This window comes from Micromonospora sp. NPDC048898, assembly GCF_043198035.1.
Taxonomy (GTDB): domain Bacteria; phylum Actinomycetota; class Actinomycetes; order Mycobacteriales; family Micromonosporaceae; genus Micromonospora.
In genome coordinates, this window is sequence record NZ_JBICUF010000010.1 from 23089 (window position 1) to 40245 (window position 17157).

16 protein-coding genes are annotated in these 17157 nt (G+C 69.5%); 2 read left to right on the top strand and 14 right to left on the bottom strand.

The window, feature by feature from the left end; all coding sequences use genetic code 11:
* The first annotated feature begins 176 nt into the window (after nt 1–176).
* On the top strand, nt 177–1172 hold the full coding sequence (locus tag ACGFIQ_RS23895; RefSeq protein WP_393247034.1) for a hypothetical protein: 996 nt from the start codon (nt 177–179) through the stop codon (nt 1170–1172).
* Between the two features lie 739 nt (nt 1173–1911).
* The gene (locus ACGFIQ_RS23900; RefSeq protein WP_393247036.1) at nt 1912–2586 is read left to right on the top strand and encodes a DUF1524 domain-containing protein; all 675 of its coding nucleotides are present in this window, start codon (nt 1912–1914) and stop codon (nt 2584–2586) included.
* A 252-nt stretch (nt 2587–2838) separates the two neighbouring features.
* Here ACGFIQ_RS23900 and ACGFIQ_RS23905 read toward each other — a convergent pair whose 3' ends face one another.
* From ACGFIQ_RS23905 to ACGFIQ_RS23970, 14 genes are all read right to left on the bottom strand, one after another.
* Entirely contained in the window at nt 2839–3969 is a 1131-nt protein-coding gene (locus tag ACGFIQ_RS23905; RefSeq protein ID WP_393247038.1) for a histidine decarboxylase, read from the bottom strand.
* A 79-nt stretch (nt 3970–4048) separates the two neighbouring features.
* Nucleotides 4049–5359, bottom strand: coding sequence for an MFS transporter (locus ACGFIQ_RS23910; protein WP_393247040.1), 1311 nt, complete (start codon nt 5357–5359; stop codon nt 4049–4051).
* A 79-nt stretch (nt 5360–5438) separates the two neighbouring features.
* Nucleotides 5439–6839: an APC family permease gene (locus ACGFIQ_RS23915; RefSeq protein ID WP_393247042.1), complete on the bottom strand. Its 1401-nt coding sequence runs from the start codon at nt 6837–6839 to the stop codon at nt 5439–5441.
* A complete protein-coding gene (locus tag ACGFIQ_RS23920) occupies nt 6836–7369 on the bottom strand; it encodes a MarR family transcriptional regulator (RefSeq protein WP_357248362.1) in 534 nt (177 codons plus the stop codon). Before ACGFIQ_RS23920 ends, ACGFIQ_RS23915 begins: the two co-directional genes overlap by 4 nt.
* Nucleotides 7366–7509 carry a hypothetical protein gene (locus ACGFIQ_RS23925; RefSeq protein ID WP_393247044.1) on the bottom strand — a complete coding sequence of 48 codons (144 nt, stop codon included), beginning with the start codon at nt 7507–7509 and terminating at the stop codon, nt 7366–7368. The genes ACGFIQ_RS23920 and ACGFIQ_RS23925 overlap by 4 nt, the downstream gene beginning before the upstream one ends.
* A 54-nt stretch (nt 7510–7563) precedes the next feature.
* Nucleotides 7564–8646, bottom strand: coding sequence for a M23 family metallopeptidase (locus ACGFIQ_RS23930; protein WP_393247046.1), 1083 nt, complete (start codon nt 8644–8646; stop codon nt 7564–7566).
* A complete protein-coding gene (locus tag ACGFIQ_RS23935) occupies nt 8643–9020 on the bottom strand; it encodes a hypothetical protein (protein WP_393247048.1) in 378 nt (125 codons plus the stop codon). Before ACGFIQ_RS23935 ends, ACGFIQ_RS23930 begins: the two co-directional genes overlap by 4 nt.
* A 122-nt stretch (nt 9021–9142) precedes the next feature.
* Entirely contained in the window at nt 9143–9367 is a 225-nt protein-coding gene (locus tag ACGFIQ_RS23940) for a hypothetical protein (protein WP_393247050.1), read from the bottom strand.
* Nucleotides 9364–9624: a hypothetical protein gene (locus ACGFIQ_RS23945; protein ID WP_393247052.1), complete on the bottom strand. Its 261-nt coding sequence runs from the start codon at nt 9622–9624 to the stop codon at nt 9364–9366. Before ACGFIQ_RS23945 ends, ACGFIQ_RS23940 begins: the two co-directional genes overlap by 4 nt.
* Nucleotides 9621–10220: a hypothetical protein gene (locus ACGFIQ_RS23950; RefSeq protein ID WP_393247054.1), complete on the bottom strand. Its 600-nt coding sequence runs from the start codon at nt 10218–10220 to the stop codon at nt 9621–9623. Before ACGFIQ_RS23950 ends, ACGFIQ_RS23945 begins: the two co-directional genes overlap by 4 nt.
* A complete protein-coding gene (locus ACGFIQ_RS23955) occupies nt 10220–12073 on the bottom strand; it encodes a type IV secretory system conjugative DNA transfer family protein (protein WP_393247056.1) in 1854 nt (617 codons plus the stop codon). Before ACGFIQ_RS23955 ends, ACGFIQ_RS23950 begins: the two co-directional genes overlap by 1 nt.
* Nucleotides 12073–13647 carry a hypothetical protein gene (locus tag ACGFIQ_RS23960; RefSeq protein ID WP_393247058.1) on the bottom strand — a complete coding sequence of 525 codons (1575 nt, stop codon included), beginning with the start codon at nt 13645–13647 and terminating at the stop codon, nt 12073–12075. Before ACGFIQ_RS23960 ends, ACGFIQ_RS23955 begins: the two co-directional genes overlap by 1 nt.
* Entirely contained in the window at nt 13644–15140 is a 1497-nt protein-coding gene (locus ACGFIQ_RS23965; RefSeq protein WP_393247060.1) for an SCO6880 family protein, read from the bottom strand. Before ACGFIQ_RS23965 ends, ACGFIQ_RS23960 begins: the two co-directional genes overlap by 4 nt.
* Nucleotides 15141–15153: 13 nt before the next feature.
* Nucleotides 15154–17010, bottom strand: coding sequence for a hypothetical protein (locus tag ACGFIQ_RS23970; RefSeq protein ID WP_393247062.1), 1857 nt, complete (start codon nt 17008–17010; stop codon nt 15154–15156).
* Nucleotides 17011–17157 lie beyond the last annotated feature (147 nt).

The following is a 17157-nucleotide window of genomic DNA, read 5'->3' on the forward strand; positions in this document are numbered from 1 at the left end:
GCCGCCCGCCCGCCCGCCCAGGCCAGTACGATCGTCGCCCGACGCAGCCGGACCGTTGAACCGGCGCACGGCGGACCAGGCGTTGTAGCTTCTGGCCTTCTTGATCAAGTAATCGGCGTACTCGAACAGCTTCTGCCACCCCGACAGCCATTGACGGCATCAACTAGAGTGCACACGTGCTGGCGATGAACGGGATGGTGGCGTCGTTAGAACTGACGTATCCGCCAGTTTCGAACCAGGAAGCCGAGTGGGTTATCTCAGAGCAGGGGGTCGTCGACCGGCTGCGCAACAGCGACTTCTACATGATCGCCATGCGCGCCGAGGCGAGGTTTTCCGAGTTCCGCCAGGATGACGAGGGTCTGCTGCACTTGAAGATCAGCACCGGGACGGGGATCAGCGACTCGGTGACCCTCCATCCGTCGCACCTCGCCTCCAACATCGAAGGCATCGACCCGGAGAATGGTGAAATTACCATCCTATGGAACGAGAAGGCGTTGCTGTTCTATGACGGCACGCCCGAGGATGTCGACGCGGGCATCGCCAAGCTGTTCGAGTGGTTCAGCACTGAGAAGCTCATTTACAATCGCAGTCATCGCCTCCCCGGCATCCTCGGCTTCCATGAGTGGCGCGACTTTGCCACCTACGAACTGCTATACGTCGGCATCGCCTCGAAAGCCGACACCTACCAGCGGCTCTTCCAGCGCGCACACCGCAAACGCCAACAGATCCTGTCCAACGAGTGGCCGCGCACTCCCGGCTCCAGAGTCACTGACGAGATGTACCTCTTCCCCTTACGCGCCCAGCCAATGACGGTGCGGATGCTGGAGGCGGGCGATACACTCAGCCAGCCCTCGGACGAGGAATGGAAGTCCTACTGCAAACGCGTCACCAAGGATGCCGAAAAGGCGTTCGTGCACCTGCTAGACCCGCAATACAACGAGGTCGATTTCGACACTTACCCGCACAGCTCCGACGGGTTGTGGGAACAGGGCCACGAGCGTTATATCTTCTATCTGGCCGAGAACCTGACTTTCACCACGCCGACGGTCACCCTGCACGGAGCCTGGGACCCGATTACCAACGGCGGAAATGACGCCGACCTGATCACGATCGAGGGCGAAAGCGTGCACATCCGGCCGGGCGGCTACCGGCAAGGGCTCGATGGGAACTGACCTCAGACGCGAGGCGGCGACGGACGACAGGGGAAAGTAGGTCAGCGGTAGTCGGGAGCACGATGAGCAGCACCCGCGTTCGCACCTCACGGGTCACCTGCGCTGATACCGGATCACAGACATGCCGGAAGAAATAGCACTTATCCGGCTCCGGGTCTCTCAGGCGGGGTCGCTGCGGACGTAGCGCATGATCCACACGCCGTCATCGCCAGGTGTGGGAGCGGCTTCGTAGAGGTGGTCAACGTCTACGCCAGTAGCAGTCACCTCGTTGCGTTGCTGAAGTTGCCAGACGTGCGGAGGGCTTCCATCGGCTTGTGCGGGGATGTCTCGGATGGCTCCATCAGCGACGCCGCCAACGAACAGGACTGAGACGGTAGCCATGAGGCAGCTCCTTGGATGGACAGACGCAGCGGCAACGGCTGATGCCAGCACCGCCAGCTAAGCATGGCTGCCACCTCTCCGGCGGACCACGCATTGCCCGGTGAGGGCGACGCGGTTTGGCAGTAGATGACAGCAGCCGACAACCTGGGACCACATCCCCCTGCGGGTCGGAGCTGGCACCGCCCACGGTGCCGGCATGCACAGCACTGGATAGGCCGGTCGTCTGCCAGGAGGAGTGCGGGCGCCAGGGGATCCCGAATGGTCAGTGGCCAGAACGGCATCCTTTACGGGCACGACCATCGATTGACATGATCGTCAGAGACGGTTGCCGTCCACCCCTGACGAAAGGCTGCCGCTCATGCCAATCGCGCCCTCTGTCACGTCCTTCCCGCGTCTCATACGCCGTGCTGCCGTCCTCGCGGTCGCCGCCCTCGCGGGGACCTACCTGGCCGCCGTGGCTGCACAGCCGGCCTCGGCCACGCCACCCGGCATCCCGTCGAAGGCGACAGCACAGTCGCAGCTCAACGCCCTGAACGTGGCCACCCAAGGCTCGACCAGCGGCTACTCCCGCGACCTCTTCCCGCACTGGATCACGATCAGCGGTAGCTGCAACACCCGCGAACAGGTCCTCAAGCGCGACGGCACCTCCGTCGGCGTCGACAGCTCCTGCGCCGCCACCTCGGGCCGCTGGTACAGCCCGTACGACGGAGCGACCTGGACCGCGGCCTCCGACGTCGACATCGACCACGTCGTGCCCCTGGCCGAAGCGTGGCGCTCCGGCGCGAACTCCTGGACGACCAGCCGCCGGCAGAGCTTCGCCAACGACCTCACCCACCCGCAGCTGATCGCGGTAACGGACAACGTCAACCAGTCCAAGGGCGACCAGGACCCCTCCACCTGGCAGCCGTCCCTGTCGTCGTACCGGTGCACCTACAGCAAAATGTGGATCACCGTGAAGTACAACTGGAGCCTCACCCTGCAATCCTCGGAGAAGTCCGCACTACAGAGCATGCTCAACACCTGCTCCTCCTGACCAGCGCGCGCCACCCGGCCGGCAGTCACGCCGACAACAGAGACCGGCCGGGTCACTTGCTAGTCCGACTCTCGTCGCTTCTCACCAACCGTGTGCCCACCTACTGCCACCACGATCCCGTGACTGGAAGTCCTTCAACCGAGCCGGCCTCAGCGTGCCTCCGTCGGTACGACTTGCAGCTCGGACGCCCCACGTGGAGCCGGGGCGTCCGAGGTCCCGATCAGCGGCACGCTCGCTTCCGCGATCGAAGCATCATGCGGCCCAGCGGCATCGACGATGTCGTAGATGAATTGGTCGATCTGGGTTCGGCTGACTCCTGGCATGCAGATCACATGGCTCCATCCACCACTGGTCGGAAGCGGCCAACCGCTTCAAGACCGCTTGCGGAGGCGTACGCAGGACGACTGTCATGGCCTCGGGGTTGCGCCAGCTCGGCCAGCCGATTTCACGCAGGCGGCGGCAGGTGTAGGCGGCCAACTCGCGGCCGTCGTACGTTCGTGCGCGCAGCCCCTCCCGGCCGTAGCGGTGTATGGCGCTCCACATCATGACGGCGGCGTGGCCGTTGCGGGAGCCGGTGATAGTGCCGTCGGCGCAGCCGGTGTACGCGACGAGTTGGTTCAGGTGAGCGGTGTGGCGTCGCAACGCTATGACCGCACTGCAGGGCAGGGGCGTGCCGAGAAATTTATGGCCGCTGACGCAGATGCTGTCGGCGCCGTCGGCGAAGTCGAATCCGGGTGGGTCGTCCGCGAGCGCTAGGGGGACCCCGGCTAGCGCGGCGTCGCTGTGGATGTAGCGCTGGGTGATTCCGATGCGGTCGAGTGCGGCGCGGATCTGTCCCACGTCATCGATCGCTTCGGTCATCGTCGTGCCGATGTTGGCCACGACGATGGCGGGCCGGTCTCGGTGCCATCGCACGAGCCGAGCGAGCTGGTCATAGTCGATCTCGCCATTGGGCTGAGCGTCAACAACGACCGTGGTCATGCCCAGCAGATGGGCAGCCTTGGGGACGCTGTAGTGGGTGGCGGTCGAGTAGTAGACAACGCCGTCGGGGTAACGGCTGCGGGCCAGATACAGGGCGTAGAGGTTGCTTTCGCTGCCGCCGCTGGTGATGTAACCCCACCAGCGCTCGGGCGCGCGGAACAGACCGGCGAGGAAGGCAAGCACTTCACGTTCGAAGTCTTTGCTGTGGTTGGGGTGGGTTGGGTAGGCGTCAGGGTCGCCAACGTTGTTCAGCAGGTGCGCGAACAGCGGCGCCACATTGCGGTAGTCGATGTCGACGGCTGCGGGGAAACCGATGTTCGTGGCTTGCGCGGCAGTGAGCTGGCGCAGGAGGGCATCGAGTCGAGGGTCTTGGGCAGGTCCGTTGAGGGGGTTTGCTCTCATTGTTCGCTCCTGTCGAGGCCAAGGATGGAGAGTGCCGGGCTATCACGTAGGGGTGCTGGGTGATGTCGTGGGGCGTCTGTCAGAGGCGGCATTTCCACGCGACCGCAGTGGCTATTGCCGGCAGCGCTGCCGTAGCGGCGAGCGCGGTGGGTAGCCCGAGCGGGTGCCACAGGGCGGCGCAACCTGCTGACCCGAGCGCTCCTCCGATGAAGAAGATGAGGTTGAGCAGGCCTACAGCGCCGGCCTGTGCCGGAGGGGCCGTGTGCGCTGAAATGGCAGCGGTCAGAGTCATCTGGGCGATGGCGAAGGCTGCGAAGCCGGCCGTGGCCGCGCAGGCCAACACCGCTGGCCGCTGGCTGACGGCGGCGAGCAGGACGGTGGCGCTGAACAGGGCGGCTGTGCCAGCCAGTACGCGCTGCGGCGGCAGGGTGCGTATGGCGGTTGCGGCGAGGCGGGCCATCAGCGCCGCTGCGACTGCGCCGGGTAGAAGCAGCAGGCCGACGCCTTGGGCGCTGTAGCCGAGGCGGGTCAGCATCTGCGGTACGGCGTAGACGCAGGCGAACAGCCCGCCGTACACACCGGCTCCGACGAGGCCCGCGAGGCAAAACCGTCGGCTCCCTACGACTGCCGCCGGTAGGAACCCGGTGCGGAGATGCCTGGTGTGGACGATCAGCAGGATTCCGAGCGCGCAGGTGCCGGCCAGCAGGGCGATGACGGCCGGTTGTGGGATGTGCAGGGTGGCGGATTGGATCGTCAGCAGCAGCCCTGCTGCGACGAGCACCAGCAGGCCAGCGCCCACCCCGTCGACCCGCCCCGCGACCCGTCGACGGTGGGTCAGCGGCCAGCACAAGGGCAGCGCCACCAGCGACAGCGCGGGCAGCACCAGCGTTGCTCGCCACGACACGGCGGTGACGAGCGCACCGGCCAACGGCGCGGTCGCCGAGAACAGGGCCATCATCGCCCCGAGCCGCGCCAACACCATCGGCCGCTGCGGCCCAGGATGGCCGGCGGCGAGCGTGAGCGCGGTCGCGGTCATCGTCCCGGACCCAGCGGCGATCATCGCGCGACCGGCGACGGCGACGATGAGGACGGGCGCGCTCGCGCACACGATCGTGCCGACGGCGAGGAGAGCAGCCCCGAGAGTGAGTACGCGGCGAAGGCCCCAGATATCGGTGGCTCGTCCGGCCACGGCCGCGCCGATGCCGAGTCCAAGAGCATGAATGGTCAGGATCCACACCGCCGCAGATCCGGTGGCGTGCAATCCGGCGGCGGCGGCCGGGAGCGCTACGGCAGCGGCGCTGACCCCGTAGATCGCGGGCCCGTACAGGGCACCCAGGCGCCAGCCCAGTCCTGCTAGAGCGGGCTTAGCTGGCGCAGCGGTCACAGTCACCAAGGGCTCCTTTGCCGGTCGTTCGGGCAGCAGAAGGGCGGCGGTCGCCGACCAGGGAAGAGCCGGCGACCGCCGCCGGTCATGACCGCCGAACGCGCGGGCGGCTTCGAGTTCGCGCAGCGTTGCGTGCGTCTGAGGCGAGGCGATCGTGCAGTTGCCGGGAGTTGCCGGCTAGCGCCTGGATCCGCTTCGACGTCGCCCCGACGGCGGGCTCCGTCCGTGGTGCAGGGACCGACGGCGCGGGCGGCCGAGGATGGCGCTGGTGCCAGGCCCATGCCGCAGTGGCCACGACTACCGGGAGGATCACCAGACGCCCACCGAACGCTGCGACCGCGCCGACGACGACCGCCGCTGCCGCTGCGCCCGTGCGAATCACCGCAGACGAGAGCAGTCTCACGGCGGCGGCGAGTCCCAGCAGGGTGACCGATGCCACGAGCGCCGAGAACGCGCGCATCAGCAGGTCGACGTCAACCACCGCTGGCGCCCCCAGCGCTGCGACCCCGACCGCCGCCGCGGCGCTCGCTTGCACAGCGAGGCTGCGCCTCGGCACCCCAACGACGCCCTTGGCGGCAAGCCACCTTGGCAGGGCGCCGTCACGGCCCAGCGCCGCACCGGCACGCGATGCGGCGGCAATGAAGGTGAAGATCGCGCCGAAGGTCAACAGCAGCGCGCACAGCGCGGTGATTGCCATCGCGCCCGGCCCGGCGAAGGGATCGAGCAACAGGAGAAGAGGCACCTCGGTATCTCCACCGGCAGCGCCGAGGACGCCGACGGTGCAGATCGCGAGACCGACGTAGAGCAGGGTGACTATGCTCAGGCTCGCGGCAGCGACGACGGGCAACTGCTGGCGAGGGCGCGCGAACTCTCCCGCCAGGTTGGCGGCGGCTTCCCACCCACACACGCCGACGAACAGCACCGCGGCGGCGCTGCCAATTCCAGCGAGACCCTGCGGGGCGAATGGTTCGAACCGGCTGGCTGCGACATGTGGCAGCGACACGGCGACGACAATCGCGAGCAGCGCGAAGAGCCCGCCGGTGAGCGCAAGGTGCACGCGCCCGGACACGTGCAACCCGAACAGGTTCATCACGTATGCCAAGCCCAGGACACCAGCGGCGATCCACCCAGCCGCAGCAGGTCCCCACCCCAGGGCGGTAGCGGCGTACCGGCCACCCGCCAGAGCCCCGGCGACCATGCCGAGTGGAACTGCCGCGACGAACCACCAACCGACGACGGTGCCCGCTGCTGGTCCGAACGCCTGCCGGACGAACGTGGCCACCCCACCGGCGTCGGGGTAGCGGATGCCGAGGGCGGCGAATGCCGCCGCGATCGGCACCGACACGGTCAGCATGGCGGCCCAGGCCAGCAGCGACGCCGGGCCGGCGGCGTGCATGGCCAGCGCTGGGAGGACGAGAACACCGGGCCCGAGCACCGCCCCGACGTACAGGGCGGTGCCGCGGGCTACACCGATGCGCCCGTTCACCGGGTCGCGTCCGGCTCGTCGGTGGCGCCGTCCTGACGAGAGCGGGTGGCTAGAGACCGCAGAACCCGGGCCAGGCTGTCTCCCGACGGCATGCCAGGCTCACCGAACAGGCGGGCTTGTTCGGCTTCAACGGGGCCCTGGACGCGGCGGGCCAGGTCCATGCCGGCCTGGGTCGGGCGAAGGACCACCCGCCGTCGGTCATCCTCCTGAAGGTCCCGGCGTACCAACCCCCGGTCGACGAGCGACACGAGGGCGTTGGTCAAGGTGGCCTTGGCGATGCCAACCTCGGCGGCGGCCGTGCGGGTTTCGACCGCGCGGCGCGCACACACCAACACCAGCACGTCGTAGGTGGTCCAGGTCAGTCCCTCGTCGCGCAGGACGCCGCGTTCCACCTGGGCGCGCACGGTGTTGGCGGTGCGCACCAGCTGCGCCAGCGGCCCCGGCCGCGGTGGCGGCATCCGAGCTGCGTTGACCGGCGGTCGATAGATGCCCGCGACTCGACGTGGCCGGCGGTCCGTGGCGGCGCTCATTGCGTCCACCTGCGCCGTGCCGGGCGCCGGTTGGGCTTGCGGTTGCGCCGCTGGCCGACCTGCCCGCCCCGGTCCTGCGGCGGCGGCGGTTGCGGCGCCGGCCGGCGCGGACGCTCGATGCCTTCATCCTCGTCGTACATGTCTTCTCCCCCGTGCTGTTGCTGATGACCTACCTGCCGCCTCCGACCAACGCCTCACCCCCTCTCCTCGCCGAGCGGGGCGCCGCGTTGGCGCATGAACTCGACGGGGTTGGTGGAGTTGGAGTTGTCCAGGTCGCACCGCGATCCCGAACACACGTTCTGGTGGGTTTGGAAGTGCAGGTGCGGGCCCGACGAGTGGCCGCTGGTGCCCACCAGGCCAAGCCGCTGACCGGCCTGCACGGTGTCGCCCTCGCTGACGTCGGGCCGGCGGACCATGTGGCAGTAGCGCGTGCCATACCCGTCGGCGTGCACCAGATCGACGTACCAGCCACACCCCTTGGTGGTGGGGCTGCCGTCGACGTCACAGTTGCCGGTGCTCGAGTCGCAACCCGCCCACACCACTCGCCCGGTACTGGCCGCGTGGATGACCGTGTTACGGGCCGCGCCCATGTCGACGCCGGCGTGGAGCCTGCCGCCGCGCGGTCCGTAGCCGCTACCCACCGCAGCGCCTAGCGGCGCCGTCCACCCCGACGCCGCCACCGTGACCGGGTCTGACGAGCAGTTGGCGAGGCTGGCCCCGGGTAGGTCGGCGATCGTCGCGACGCCGACGACCGCAGCAACGACCTGCTCGGCGGCGTTTTCATACTTGCCGTAGCGGTCGGGGAACGCGGAGACCTGAACGCGTTGCGCGGCGACGGTCAGCGGCAGGCTTTCCCACCGGCCGATGCGCTGCAGCTTCGTGTAGAACTTCGTGGCGGCGTAGACCGGGTCGATGATCTGCGCGGGCGTGCCCCACCCCTGGCTGGGGCGCTGTTGGAACAACCCGAGGGAGTCGCGGTCACCGCCGTTCAGGTTGTGCAGGCTCGACTCGACCATGGCCGTAGCCACGGCGATGACCCACCCGCGGGCCGGCACACCATTCGCCCGCCCCACGGCAACGATCTGCGCGGCGTTGCCGACCTGTTCGGCGTCCCACCGTCCCACCGCCTCAACGGCCCCGATGGCCGAGCGCAAGGGGCCGGTGGCAGCACACGCCGACGCCGACGCAGGGGTGTTGAGCACCACCGCCACGGGCAGCCCACACAGCAGCAACACGGCCACGATCACCACGCCGAGCCCGATCCATCCGCGGTTCACCGCGCCGCAGCCTCCTCCCGGACACCGAGCGTGGCCACCAGCCACCCGGCGTCGCCGCGCACACAGACCACCCGCAACACCCCGGCGTCGGTGCTGACATCGACGTCGACCCGCTGCGCCGTGGCCGCCACCGCCCGGCCCGCGCCAGTAACCCGGGTGGCAGGCACGTTGGCTGGCACCACCGTGGCGAGCCGATCGGCGTAGGCGGGAACGGCGTAGGGACGCACCCCTGCCAACCAGCGTTCGGCGGGCAGGTCAGGGCGCGCCCAGGCCCGCACGAACCTCAGCGCGGCGGTCACCGCCGCCGGGTCGGCCGTGCCTGGCGTGGCCCGCAGGACGCCGTCGGGATCCGCAGCCAGAGTCTCGGCCGGCACCGCACCTTCGGGATGGGGGTCGGTGGTAGGGGTGCTAATGCTCGGAGCGGGACCGCTCCCGGCACACGCGCTGAGCAGCAGCGTGGCAGCTCCCGCGATGGTCGCCCTGACGAAACGTGGTGTCACTGCCGTTCCTCCGGCGGGACCGACTCATCTGGCGACCCAAGCGCGGCGTTGAGTTGCTGTCCCAGCAGGCGCACCCGGTGGTGGATCTCCACGAGCTGCGGGCGCGCTTGCGGCTGGCCAGCCGCAACCTCGACCAGAGCGTCGATGTCGTGGCGCAGCTGCTCCAGGCCGACGCCGATGCGGGCCAGCGGAGCCTTGGCGGTGCGTACGGTGACACTCATTCGCCGACGTCGCGGGTGTAGTCCCCGTCGAGGTGCCCGTCGCTGGACCAATCCAGCTCCGTCTCGCGCCGCGTCGTCTCGTCCAGCTCTGTCCATTGCTGCCTTTCCTCCTGTTGGTCGTCGCGCCGGTCGTGGCGCGCGTCGTGTATCTCGGCGATGTAGTCGTGGAGCGAGTCGACGCCCTCGCGCAGCCCGAACAATGCGGCCTCGAAGCGTTGCCAGTCCCAGACGTTGGTGACCTCTGCCGGTGAAGTCATGTCGTCCCTCCTTCTGAGCGCGCCGGCACCGCACGCTGCCGCGCGGCGATGTCGCCGGTGACGGCCTGTTCGGCGTCGTCGGGCCACGGTGCGGACCAGACGGCGTCGGCGCTGCGGGGTGTGTGGTGCCCGTGCCGACAGCGGGTGCTGTCCCACGCCTGCCACCGGTGCCGGGCCCGGTGCAGCGCCTCATGCCAGCGCAGCGGCGCGTCCGGGTCGGCTTTGCCGGAGTACGCGTGGTGCCAGGACACGCTCAGCGCGGTCAGCTCCTCGACCAGGGCCGGGTGTGCTGGCCAGCACGCGCCGAGGTCCTGGGCCAGGCCGTAGCGGTCGACGAGCCACCGCGTCCAGGCGATCAGCCACGCCCACAGTTGCCGCGCGGCATCGGCGTCCAGGTCCCGCCAGCAGTGGCCCGCCGGCGCCCACGCCGCGTCACCGTCGATCGCCTCGACGCGCTCACCGAGCGCCACGTGCGCCTCGGCGAGGCGTTCCACGCTGACACGCAGCGAGTCGATGAGCTCGGCAAGCTCAGCGATTGCCCGCTGCTCTCCCGACGCCTCGGCCGGGATATCGAACAGGAATGCGCGGTCGGTCATCAGTCTCGCCGCCCTTCGAGTCGGGCGGTGAAAGCGGCTTGGGCGGCCTTGAAACGATCGGCGTCCGGGCGCTCCCACCACGCCGGTTGCACGACCTCGACCGGGGGCATGTTGCCGAGCAGCACCAGGGCGTGGCCGGTGGGCAGGGTCCGCATCTCGGCGAGGTCGAGCAGGTTCTCCCGTCGAGCGTTCTCCTGCACGCTGGCGCGTCCCCCGCCCCAACTGGCCGCCGACGACAGCTCCTGCACCTGCCCGAGCAACGACTGCGCGTCTTTGAGAGCCGCCACGTCCTGCGTACCGCCCATCACGAAGCGGGCGTTCGCGTTGTCGCGCAATGCCTGCCCACCGTCGCGGCCCCACCGCTCCTCCAGTTGGTGGGTGTTCTGACAGGAGATCGACAGGGCGATACCAGCGCCGCCGCCCTCGGAGGCCAGTGCGGGCAGCGACGGCATCGGCGCGATGTTGGTGATCTCGTCGCCGATCAGGTACAGGCAGGGCTCTACCCGTCCGCCGGGTGCGACGAAGGAGCGTTGCAGGGTGCGGTAGATGATGTCCTCGGCGATGGCCGCGAACAGCGGAGCGACCAGCGACTGCCCGCTGCGGGTGCCGACCAGGTAAAGGGTGCCGGACTCATCCAGCCACTGCTCCGGCTGGAACTGCTCGCCGCGTGGCGGGGAGCAGGCGCGCAAGATCCGGGCGTTGCTGAACGGATCCAGCGCTCCGAAGACGACAGACTGAATACTCTCGCGGCCACGGCCGGTGGACTCGCGGTGGAATGCCAGCCGGTCGGCCCACGCCGTCTGCTGGTGATGGCGCAGGATCCGCTCGGCCCGCGGGTCGCTGGGGTTGGCCGCCCAACTGGCCACATCGGTCAGGGTGGCCTTTTCATCCAGAGCGGCGGCGTGAAGCAGACCGCGGATGATCGACGCAGCCTGATCCTGGAAGTATTGGCCGTTCTCGACGTTGCCCTTGAGGCCGGCCCCGGCGGCGAAGCCCTTAGCGCGCAAGGCTGCGATGTCGGGATCGTGCGCCCCCTCGATCGGCGACCATCGCAGCCGGGGTAGTCCGGGCACTTGGCCCTGCGGTTCGAAGATCCACGTTGGGCCGACCTCGGCGCGCAGGTAGTAGGTGACGGCGGCGACGTCCAGGCGGGTGGAGGTGGTGAGGACCGCCCCGCGGGCGTCCGCGACCCGGGGCACGATGTACCGGCTGGTCTTGCCGGCGAAGCGCGCCGCGCCGGCAAGGAGCTCGCTGTACTCGTTGGCGAGGTACAGCGGCTCTCCGGTCAGCGCGTGGTGCCCCAGAAACCGCGCCACCTCCAACGGGTCCTGACGTCGCTGGGCCTTCGCGTACGCGCTCTCGGGGCGGTCGGTCGCCTGAATGGTCAGGCCAGGCCGAAGGATGTCGACGCGCCGAAGCACCGCCGACGCGGTCACCACCCGGTCGAGGTCCTTTCGGCTGGCGAACCCTCGCCGCTGCACCCGCCGCTGTACGAATCGGACCGCCGGCATGCCGAGGCCAGCGAAGGCTCCAATGAACAGGCCGATCCACAGCACGTACAGCAGCGCGGTCGGGGGCAGGTCCGCCCGGGCCGCAGCGGGCCATGCCGCCGCCGGGTCGCCGCCGCTGAGGATCATCCGCCCGGCAATGCCGGGCGCGTCCGGCGGCGAGGTGTCCGGCCACGCGGCGTGGGTGAGCACGCCACCGACCTGACCGGCCAGCCACAGAGTGAAGGTGCCCAGCAGCGTGCAGAACGCGGCAAGGCCCAGCAGAACCAGCCGGGCCAGGATGTCGGCGCGGGGCATGCCGCGGCGCGGCAGCCGGCTTCCGGGGGACATCAGCGAGCCGGCCATCAGCGCACCTGCCCCACCGCGGCGGACTCCCGCGCCTCGTACTCGGAGTCGGTCAGCTCCCGCGGTTCGTTCTCGGGGTTGTCGAGCATGCGGCTGTCGGTGTCGACCATGGCCTGCTCGACGCTGGAGAGCTGGTGTTTGACGACGTAGGAGCGCAGTCCGACCTTCCACAACCCGACGCCGCGACGCAGGTGCAGCAGCAGGTCAGTTTCCGTGTCGGTGGTGCCCAGGAATTCGCGGGCGGCGTCCAGCGAGCCCGGTGCCTGCCGGTAGGAGACGCGCACGCCGGTGTCTTCGATGAGCCCTCGGGCGATGCGAACCTGCTCGGAGTCGGCGCTGCCACTGGCCGCCAAGTCCGAAAACCGGTGAAACGCCAGGATGATTTCCGTGCCCAAGGCCCGGGCCAGCTTCATCTGCTCGCGCATCCGCCGCACCAGCCCGAGGTGACGCGCGATCAGCGCGAACTCGTCGTACAGGCACATTCTCGGCGGGGCGTCGGGGCGGGTGAGCTCTGTCTCCAGCCACGACTGGGCGCAGGTCATCGCCATCGCCGTCATCTGATCCGAGGTCCGCACGTCTCGCAGGTCGAGGATCGCTCCGGGTTGGTCGAAGTCCACCGTCAGCGTCGCCGCGGTCGGTGCGTCGAAGATTCCGCCGAGGACACCGGTGATCAGCCGCTCCAGGGCCAGCCTGACACGTCGGCTGTCGGCGGCGAACTGGTCGATGTCGTAGTTCACGCCGGCAAGGCGGTGCGCCCACGCCTGCGGATCGCCCATCGCCGCGAGGACCAGCGACAGGGTCGGGGTAGCGAGCCGTTCGGCGCTGGTGCCGTCGTCGCTGCGAGTCACGGCGTCGAGGGCGTATTCGATCAGCGAACGCTCTGCCTCGCTGAGGGCACCGCCGAGTTGGATCTCCAGCAGCCCTTCCAGTAGCAGCAGCCGGCGGGCCCGCTGGATCTGCAGCCACTCCGGCTCGCCCTGCCCCGGCTGGCGGCGGATGCCCGCGAGGGGGTTCATCACCACACCCGAGCCGGGGCCGACGCGCACCGGCCGGATCCCCGCAGCCCGGGCGAGGGCGTCGTACTCGCCCTTGACGTCGACGATGTAAAACCGGGTGCCGAACGGGATCCCTCTGAACGCGATCGTCTTGAGCAGCGACGACTTCGCGCTGCGAATCTCCCCCGTGACTACCATGTTCGGTGCGCCCAACAACCCGGCTCGGTACAACTCCCGCATCGAGAACACGAACCCCGTCCGGGAGTACACCTCCTGGCCGATCAGCGGGCCGTCCACCCCGAGGCCGGGGTCGGCGACGAACGGGTACACGCTGCACAGCTGCGCGCTGGTGGTCACCAGCGGCGGTAGGCGCAGCCGCCAGAACGCCCGCCCGGCGGCCCGGCCCAGGGCACCGCGCCCGTCAACCGGCGGTGCGCCCAGCAGCCGCTCCGATGTCCGGCGCAGAGCGCGCTGCTCGCGTTCCAGTTCGGCCTGCGCCGCCGCGAGATCCCGCCGGTCCGCGGACTGTGCGATGCGGTGCGCGAGCGATCCTTCTCGTTGCACCCGTGCGCGGCTCACGCGAACCATCCCCGCATCGGCTTGAGCCCGCGGGCCAGGGGAAGCGCCCCGGCGATGAAGCCCTGATCCTGCTCGCCGTAAAGCACCACCGCCTGGCAGCCGGTGCGGCCCAGTACCCGTTTGATCGCCCGCACGTCATGGCGGAGTTGCTCTTCGCTCTCGGCGGTGACGGTGACGACGATCGCGTAGCGGTAGCGCACGTGCCCGGCCGCCTGCTCCCGGTCGACCTGCTCCACCGAGCGGGCCTCCTCGTCCTCCCGGGCGGTGCGCACCAGACGCATCCTGCGTTTGGTGATCTCGTCGCCGGCGCGGGCGACCTTGTCCCGGCGGGTCGCCAACTGGGCGAGCTGCGCGGGTACCGGCTCGGCGATGACCGTGACCGCGCGTCGACCGACGGTGCGGGTGAACAGGGCGGTCATCCACGTCATCGCGACCGGTTGACGCGGCATCTCGTAGACCCACAGACTCTGCGAGAACCCGGAGTCGTGGCGGTAGGACGACCAGCCGATATTCTCGGCGGCAATCGGCCCGGCCATGTGCGGTGCCACCCCGGGCGTGGCCGAGGCCCGCATGTCCACGTGCGGCTGGTCCTCCGGGTCGAACTGGGTGCGCAGCACCGCCGCGTACTCCCGGGGCGTCAACCAGCCGACGGTGTCGACGCCGGCCTCCGCGACCGCGGCCTGCACCCCGCCGAGCTTGTCGAGCACGACGGTGGCGATGGCCGCGTCGGTGCCGCCCGCGTCGGTGATCTCCGCCGATAGCTTCTTGGTGTCGAACACGACGCTGAGGTACACCTCGTGGCGCTGCGTTGACGGCGCCGCCGCGGCGGTCAGTTCCGCCAGCGATCGGTACGCGAGCGTGTCGGTGTCGACCGCTTTCTGCACCAGGTAGCGCTGCGCCCGGTTACCGGAGTCCGGAACCGCACGGGCCGTCAGCGCCCACCTGGCCAGACCACTGTCGGCGTACTCGGTGCCGAGCAGGTTCAGCACGTCCGCCCACGCGGCCAGGCGCTGCTGTTGCACCGACGTGTCGGCCAGGACCAGGTTGCTGCCCGCGCAGAGCAGGGCCGCAGTGACGGTGCCCTCACGGCGGTGGTGCAGTAGCCCCACCTCGGTCAATCCGTCGGCGGCCACCGCCGGCAGCCAGCGGTAGCCGGCGGCAGGACCGGGCAGATGCAGATGCGTGCTGCCCGGGGTGGCGGCGAAGGCACCACCGCGGTAGCGGTCCTGACGGGCGGCGCGCTGCGCCAGCGCCCCGGCGACGATGGGGGCCCACTCGGTGACCCGCCGCCCGCGTAGCCGCAGCAGGCCCACCGTGAGCAGGAGCACCGCCGCGAGCAGCATGCCACCGGCAGCGCCCTGCCGGCCGGTCGCGAGCAGGTTCGCGGCGACGACCAGGCAGATCACGCCGGCGACAGCCGTGCCGATCTGCCCCGCCGAAAAGCCCATGATTGAGCCACGCGTGGACCGCGGCGGAAACTGGAACTGGGTCACCTGGACTCCTCACCTAGACCGGGACGATGGGTACTTCGGCGGCGCCACCCGCAGCGGCACCTCCCGCGCGACCTGCTCCGACGCCGGAGGCGGCACCGCCCTGCGAAGGCTGACCTGAGCTGGACGGCCCGGCCGAGCCGGCTGCTGGGCTGTGCCCGGACGCCTCTGGTGTCGGAGCCGGAGGTGACGGCGAGGTCTCGGCAGAAGGTGCACCGGTCGGGGTGGAGGCGCCCCCGCCGCTCGGGGCCTGCGGAGCGTCCTCGCCTTGCGGGCTGCCGACTGCCGGGGCATCCGCGCCAGTGGCCTTCTCTCCGATGGCGTTCGGTGTGACCGGCAGCGCGGGCTGTCCGCTGGCGTCTCCGGGCGCAGTGAGCTGTCCCTTCGCCACATCGTCTTGAGCGGTGCGGGAGTCGCGCTCGATCCCCTCAGCTTCTTGGCCGTTCTCTCCGCCGTCGTTTTCAGCTCCCGGTTCACCGCTCGGCTTTCCGATCTGGTCGCTGTCGCCGCTTCCTTGCAGCGCTTGCACCGCCTCGGGAACGGCGCTGGGCCGTGTGCCGAGCGGGCCAGCACCGCTGGTGGGGTTTGTCGGGATCGCGTCGGCGTTGCCCTGCATCAGAGACGCGGCGTCTGGGCCGCCGCCGCTGTCGCCTCCACCGCTGAGTGGATCGGCCAGACGGCGGGCGGCGGCGTCCATGCCGACCGCGCTGGCAGCGGAGGTCAGGAAGCCTCGGGCGTCGACGTCGGCCAGGTAGCCGTCCCACATGCTCGTCAACCGCAGCAGAATCCACGGCGCGAGCACCATCAGGATGATCATGAACATGCCGCGCAGCACGTTGAGGACGTTGTCGCTCTCGTAAGTGCTGCGTGTGCCGTAGATCCACAGGGCGGCGATGAAGAACTTCGAGCTGGCCAGGGCGTTGCAGGTCCAGAACCACTTACGGCCCCACGAACGCGTCTCGGCCATCACCTGACCGGTCATGGCCATCGCCCCGAACAACGCTGCCCCGGCGGCCAGCAGGGAGCGAAACAACAGCATCACGAACACCAATACCAGCCCGATCACGCTGATCACCGCGACGACGAAGGCCAGCAGGATCGTGCCGGTGTCCGCGGTCAGCGCGTTGAGCGCGTCCACCCACATGCTCGGCTGCCAGTCGCGTTCCTGATTGCGGTCGATCAGCGCCACGGTCGCCTCGTCCCACGCAGCCATCAGGATGTAGGCGATGCCACCGGCGAAGGCGATCCCGAACATCGCGCGCACCAACCCACCGAGGGTGGCCAGGGGCCCAGGGCCGTTCATGCGCAATCCGTTGATCGCCGTCGAGATGATGAAGACGAGCAGCACCATCAAGATCAGTACGCCGGAGATGTCGTTGTAGACGTCGTAGAACGGCTCGTCCGCCACGGCGGAGGACTGCTCGAACACCACCTCGGCCAGCTTGCTCAACGCCCAGGCGAAACCCGCCACGGCAATGTCGGCCAAGCCCTCGAACCCGGACCGAGCGATATCCTTGGCCTTCTCGTCGACTCTGCAGCTCACACTGAGCTTGCAGCCCGCCGGCTTGACGGACGAGAACGGCAACAGCGACGCACGCAACGCTTCGCATCGAATCTTCTTGGCAGTCCACCGTTCGGCGTTGCCCGCGTCCTCGGCGGCGCTGTCGGCGAACCGCTCGCACCTCACGGGCGACGCGCCGCCTTTCGGAGACTGATCGTCGAGCACCGACGCCGTATCCGCCGGCGGCGGTGACTGCAGCGTGAGCGACACCGCGTCGCAGCGCTCCTGCTCCACAGCGCCGACAGCCTTAGCGCAGTCGGTGATCCACCCGTCGCCGGACTCCCATTCCGCCCACGGCAGGCACCAGTTCACCTCCGGTCTCGCCTGCTCCTGGCCAGGCCCTGACAACTGCCCGTCAGACGTTGGCGCTGGGCACGGTTTGGCCGGGGCGGACGGAGCCGGCGTCGGGGCGGGTGCTGCCGCAGCAGGTTGCGCTGGCGATAGCGCGCCGACCAAGGT

Coding starts and splice junctions, on each gene's coding strand:
- ACGFIQ_RS23905 (WP_393247038.1), bottom strand. CDS start 3,969: ATGAGAGCAAACCCCCTCAACGGACCTGCCCAAGACCCTCGACTCGAT.
- ACGFIQ_RS23955 (WP_393247056.1), bottom strand. CDS start 12,073: ATGGCCGGCTCGCTGATGTCCCCCGGAAGCCGGCTGCCGCGCCGCGGC.
- ACGFIQ_RS23940 (WP_393247050.1), bottom strand. CDS start 9,367: ATGAGTGTCACCGTACGCACCGCCAAGGCTCCGCTGGCCCGCATCGGC.
- ACGFIQ_RS23925 (WP_393247044.1), bottom strand. CDS start 7,509: ATGTACGACGAGGATGAAGGCATCGAGCGTCCGCGCCGGCCGGCGCCG.
- ACGFIQ_RS23900 (WP_393247036.1), top strand. CDS start 1,912: ATGCCAATCGCGCCCTCTGTCACGTCCTTCCCGCGTCTCATACGCCGT.
- ACGFIQ_RS23945 (WP_393247052.1), bottom strand. CDS start 9,624: ATGACTTCACCGGCAGAGGTCACCAACGTCTGGGACTGGCAACGCTTC.
- ACGFIQ_RS23950 (WP_393247054.1), bottom strand. CDS start 10,220: ATGACCGACCGCGCATTCCTGTTCGATATCCCGGCCGAGGCGTCGGGA.
- ACGFIQ_RS23920 (WP_357248362.1), bottom strand. CDS start 7,369: ATGAGCGCCGCCACGGACCGCCGGCCACGTCGAGTCGCGGGCATCTAT.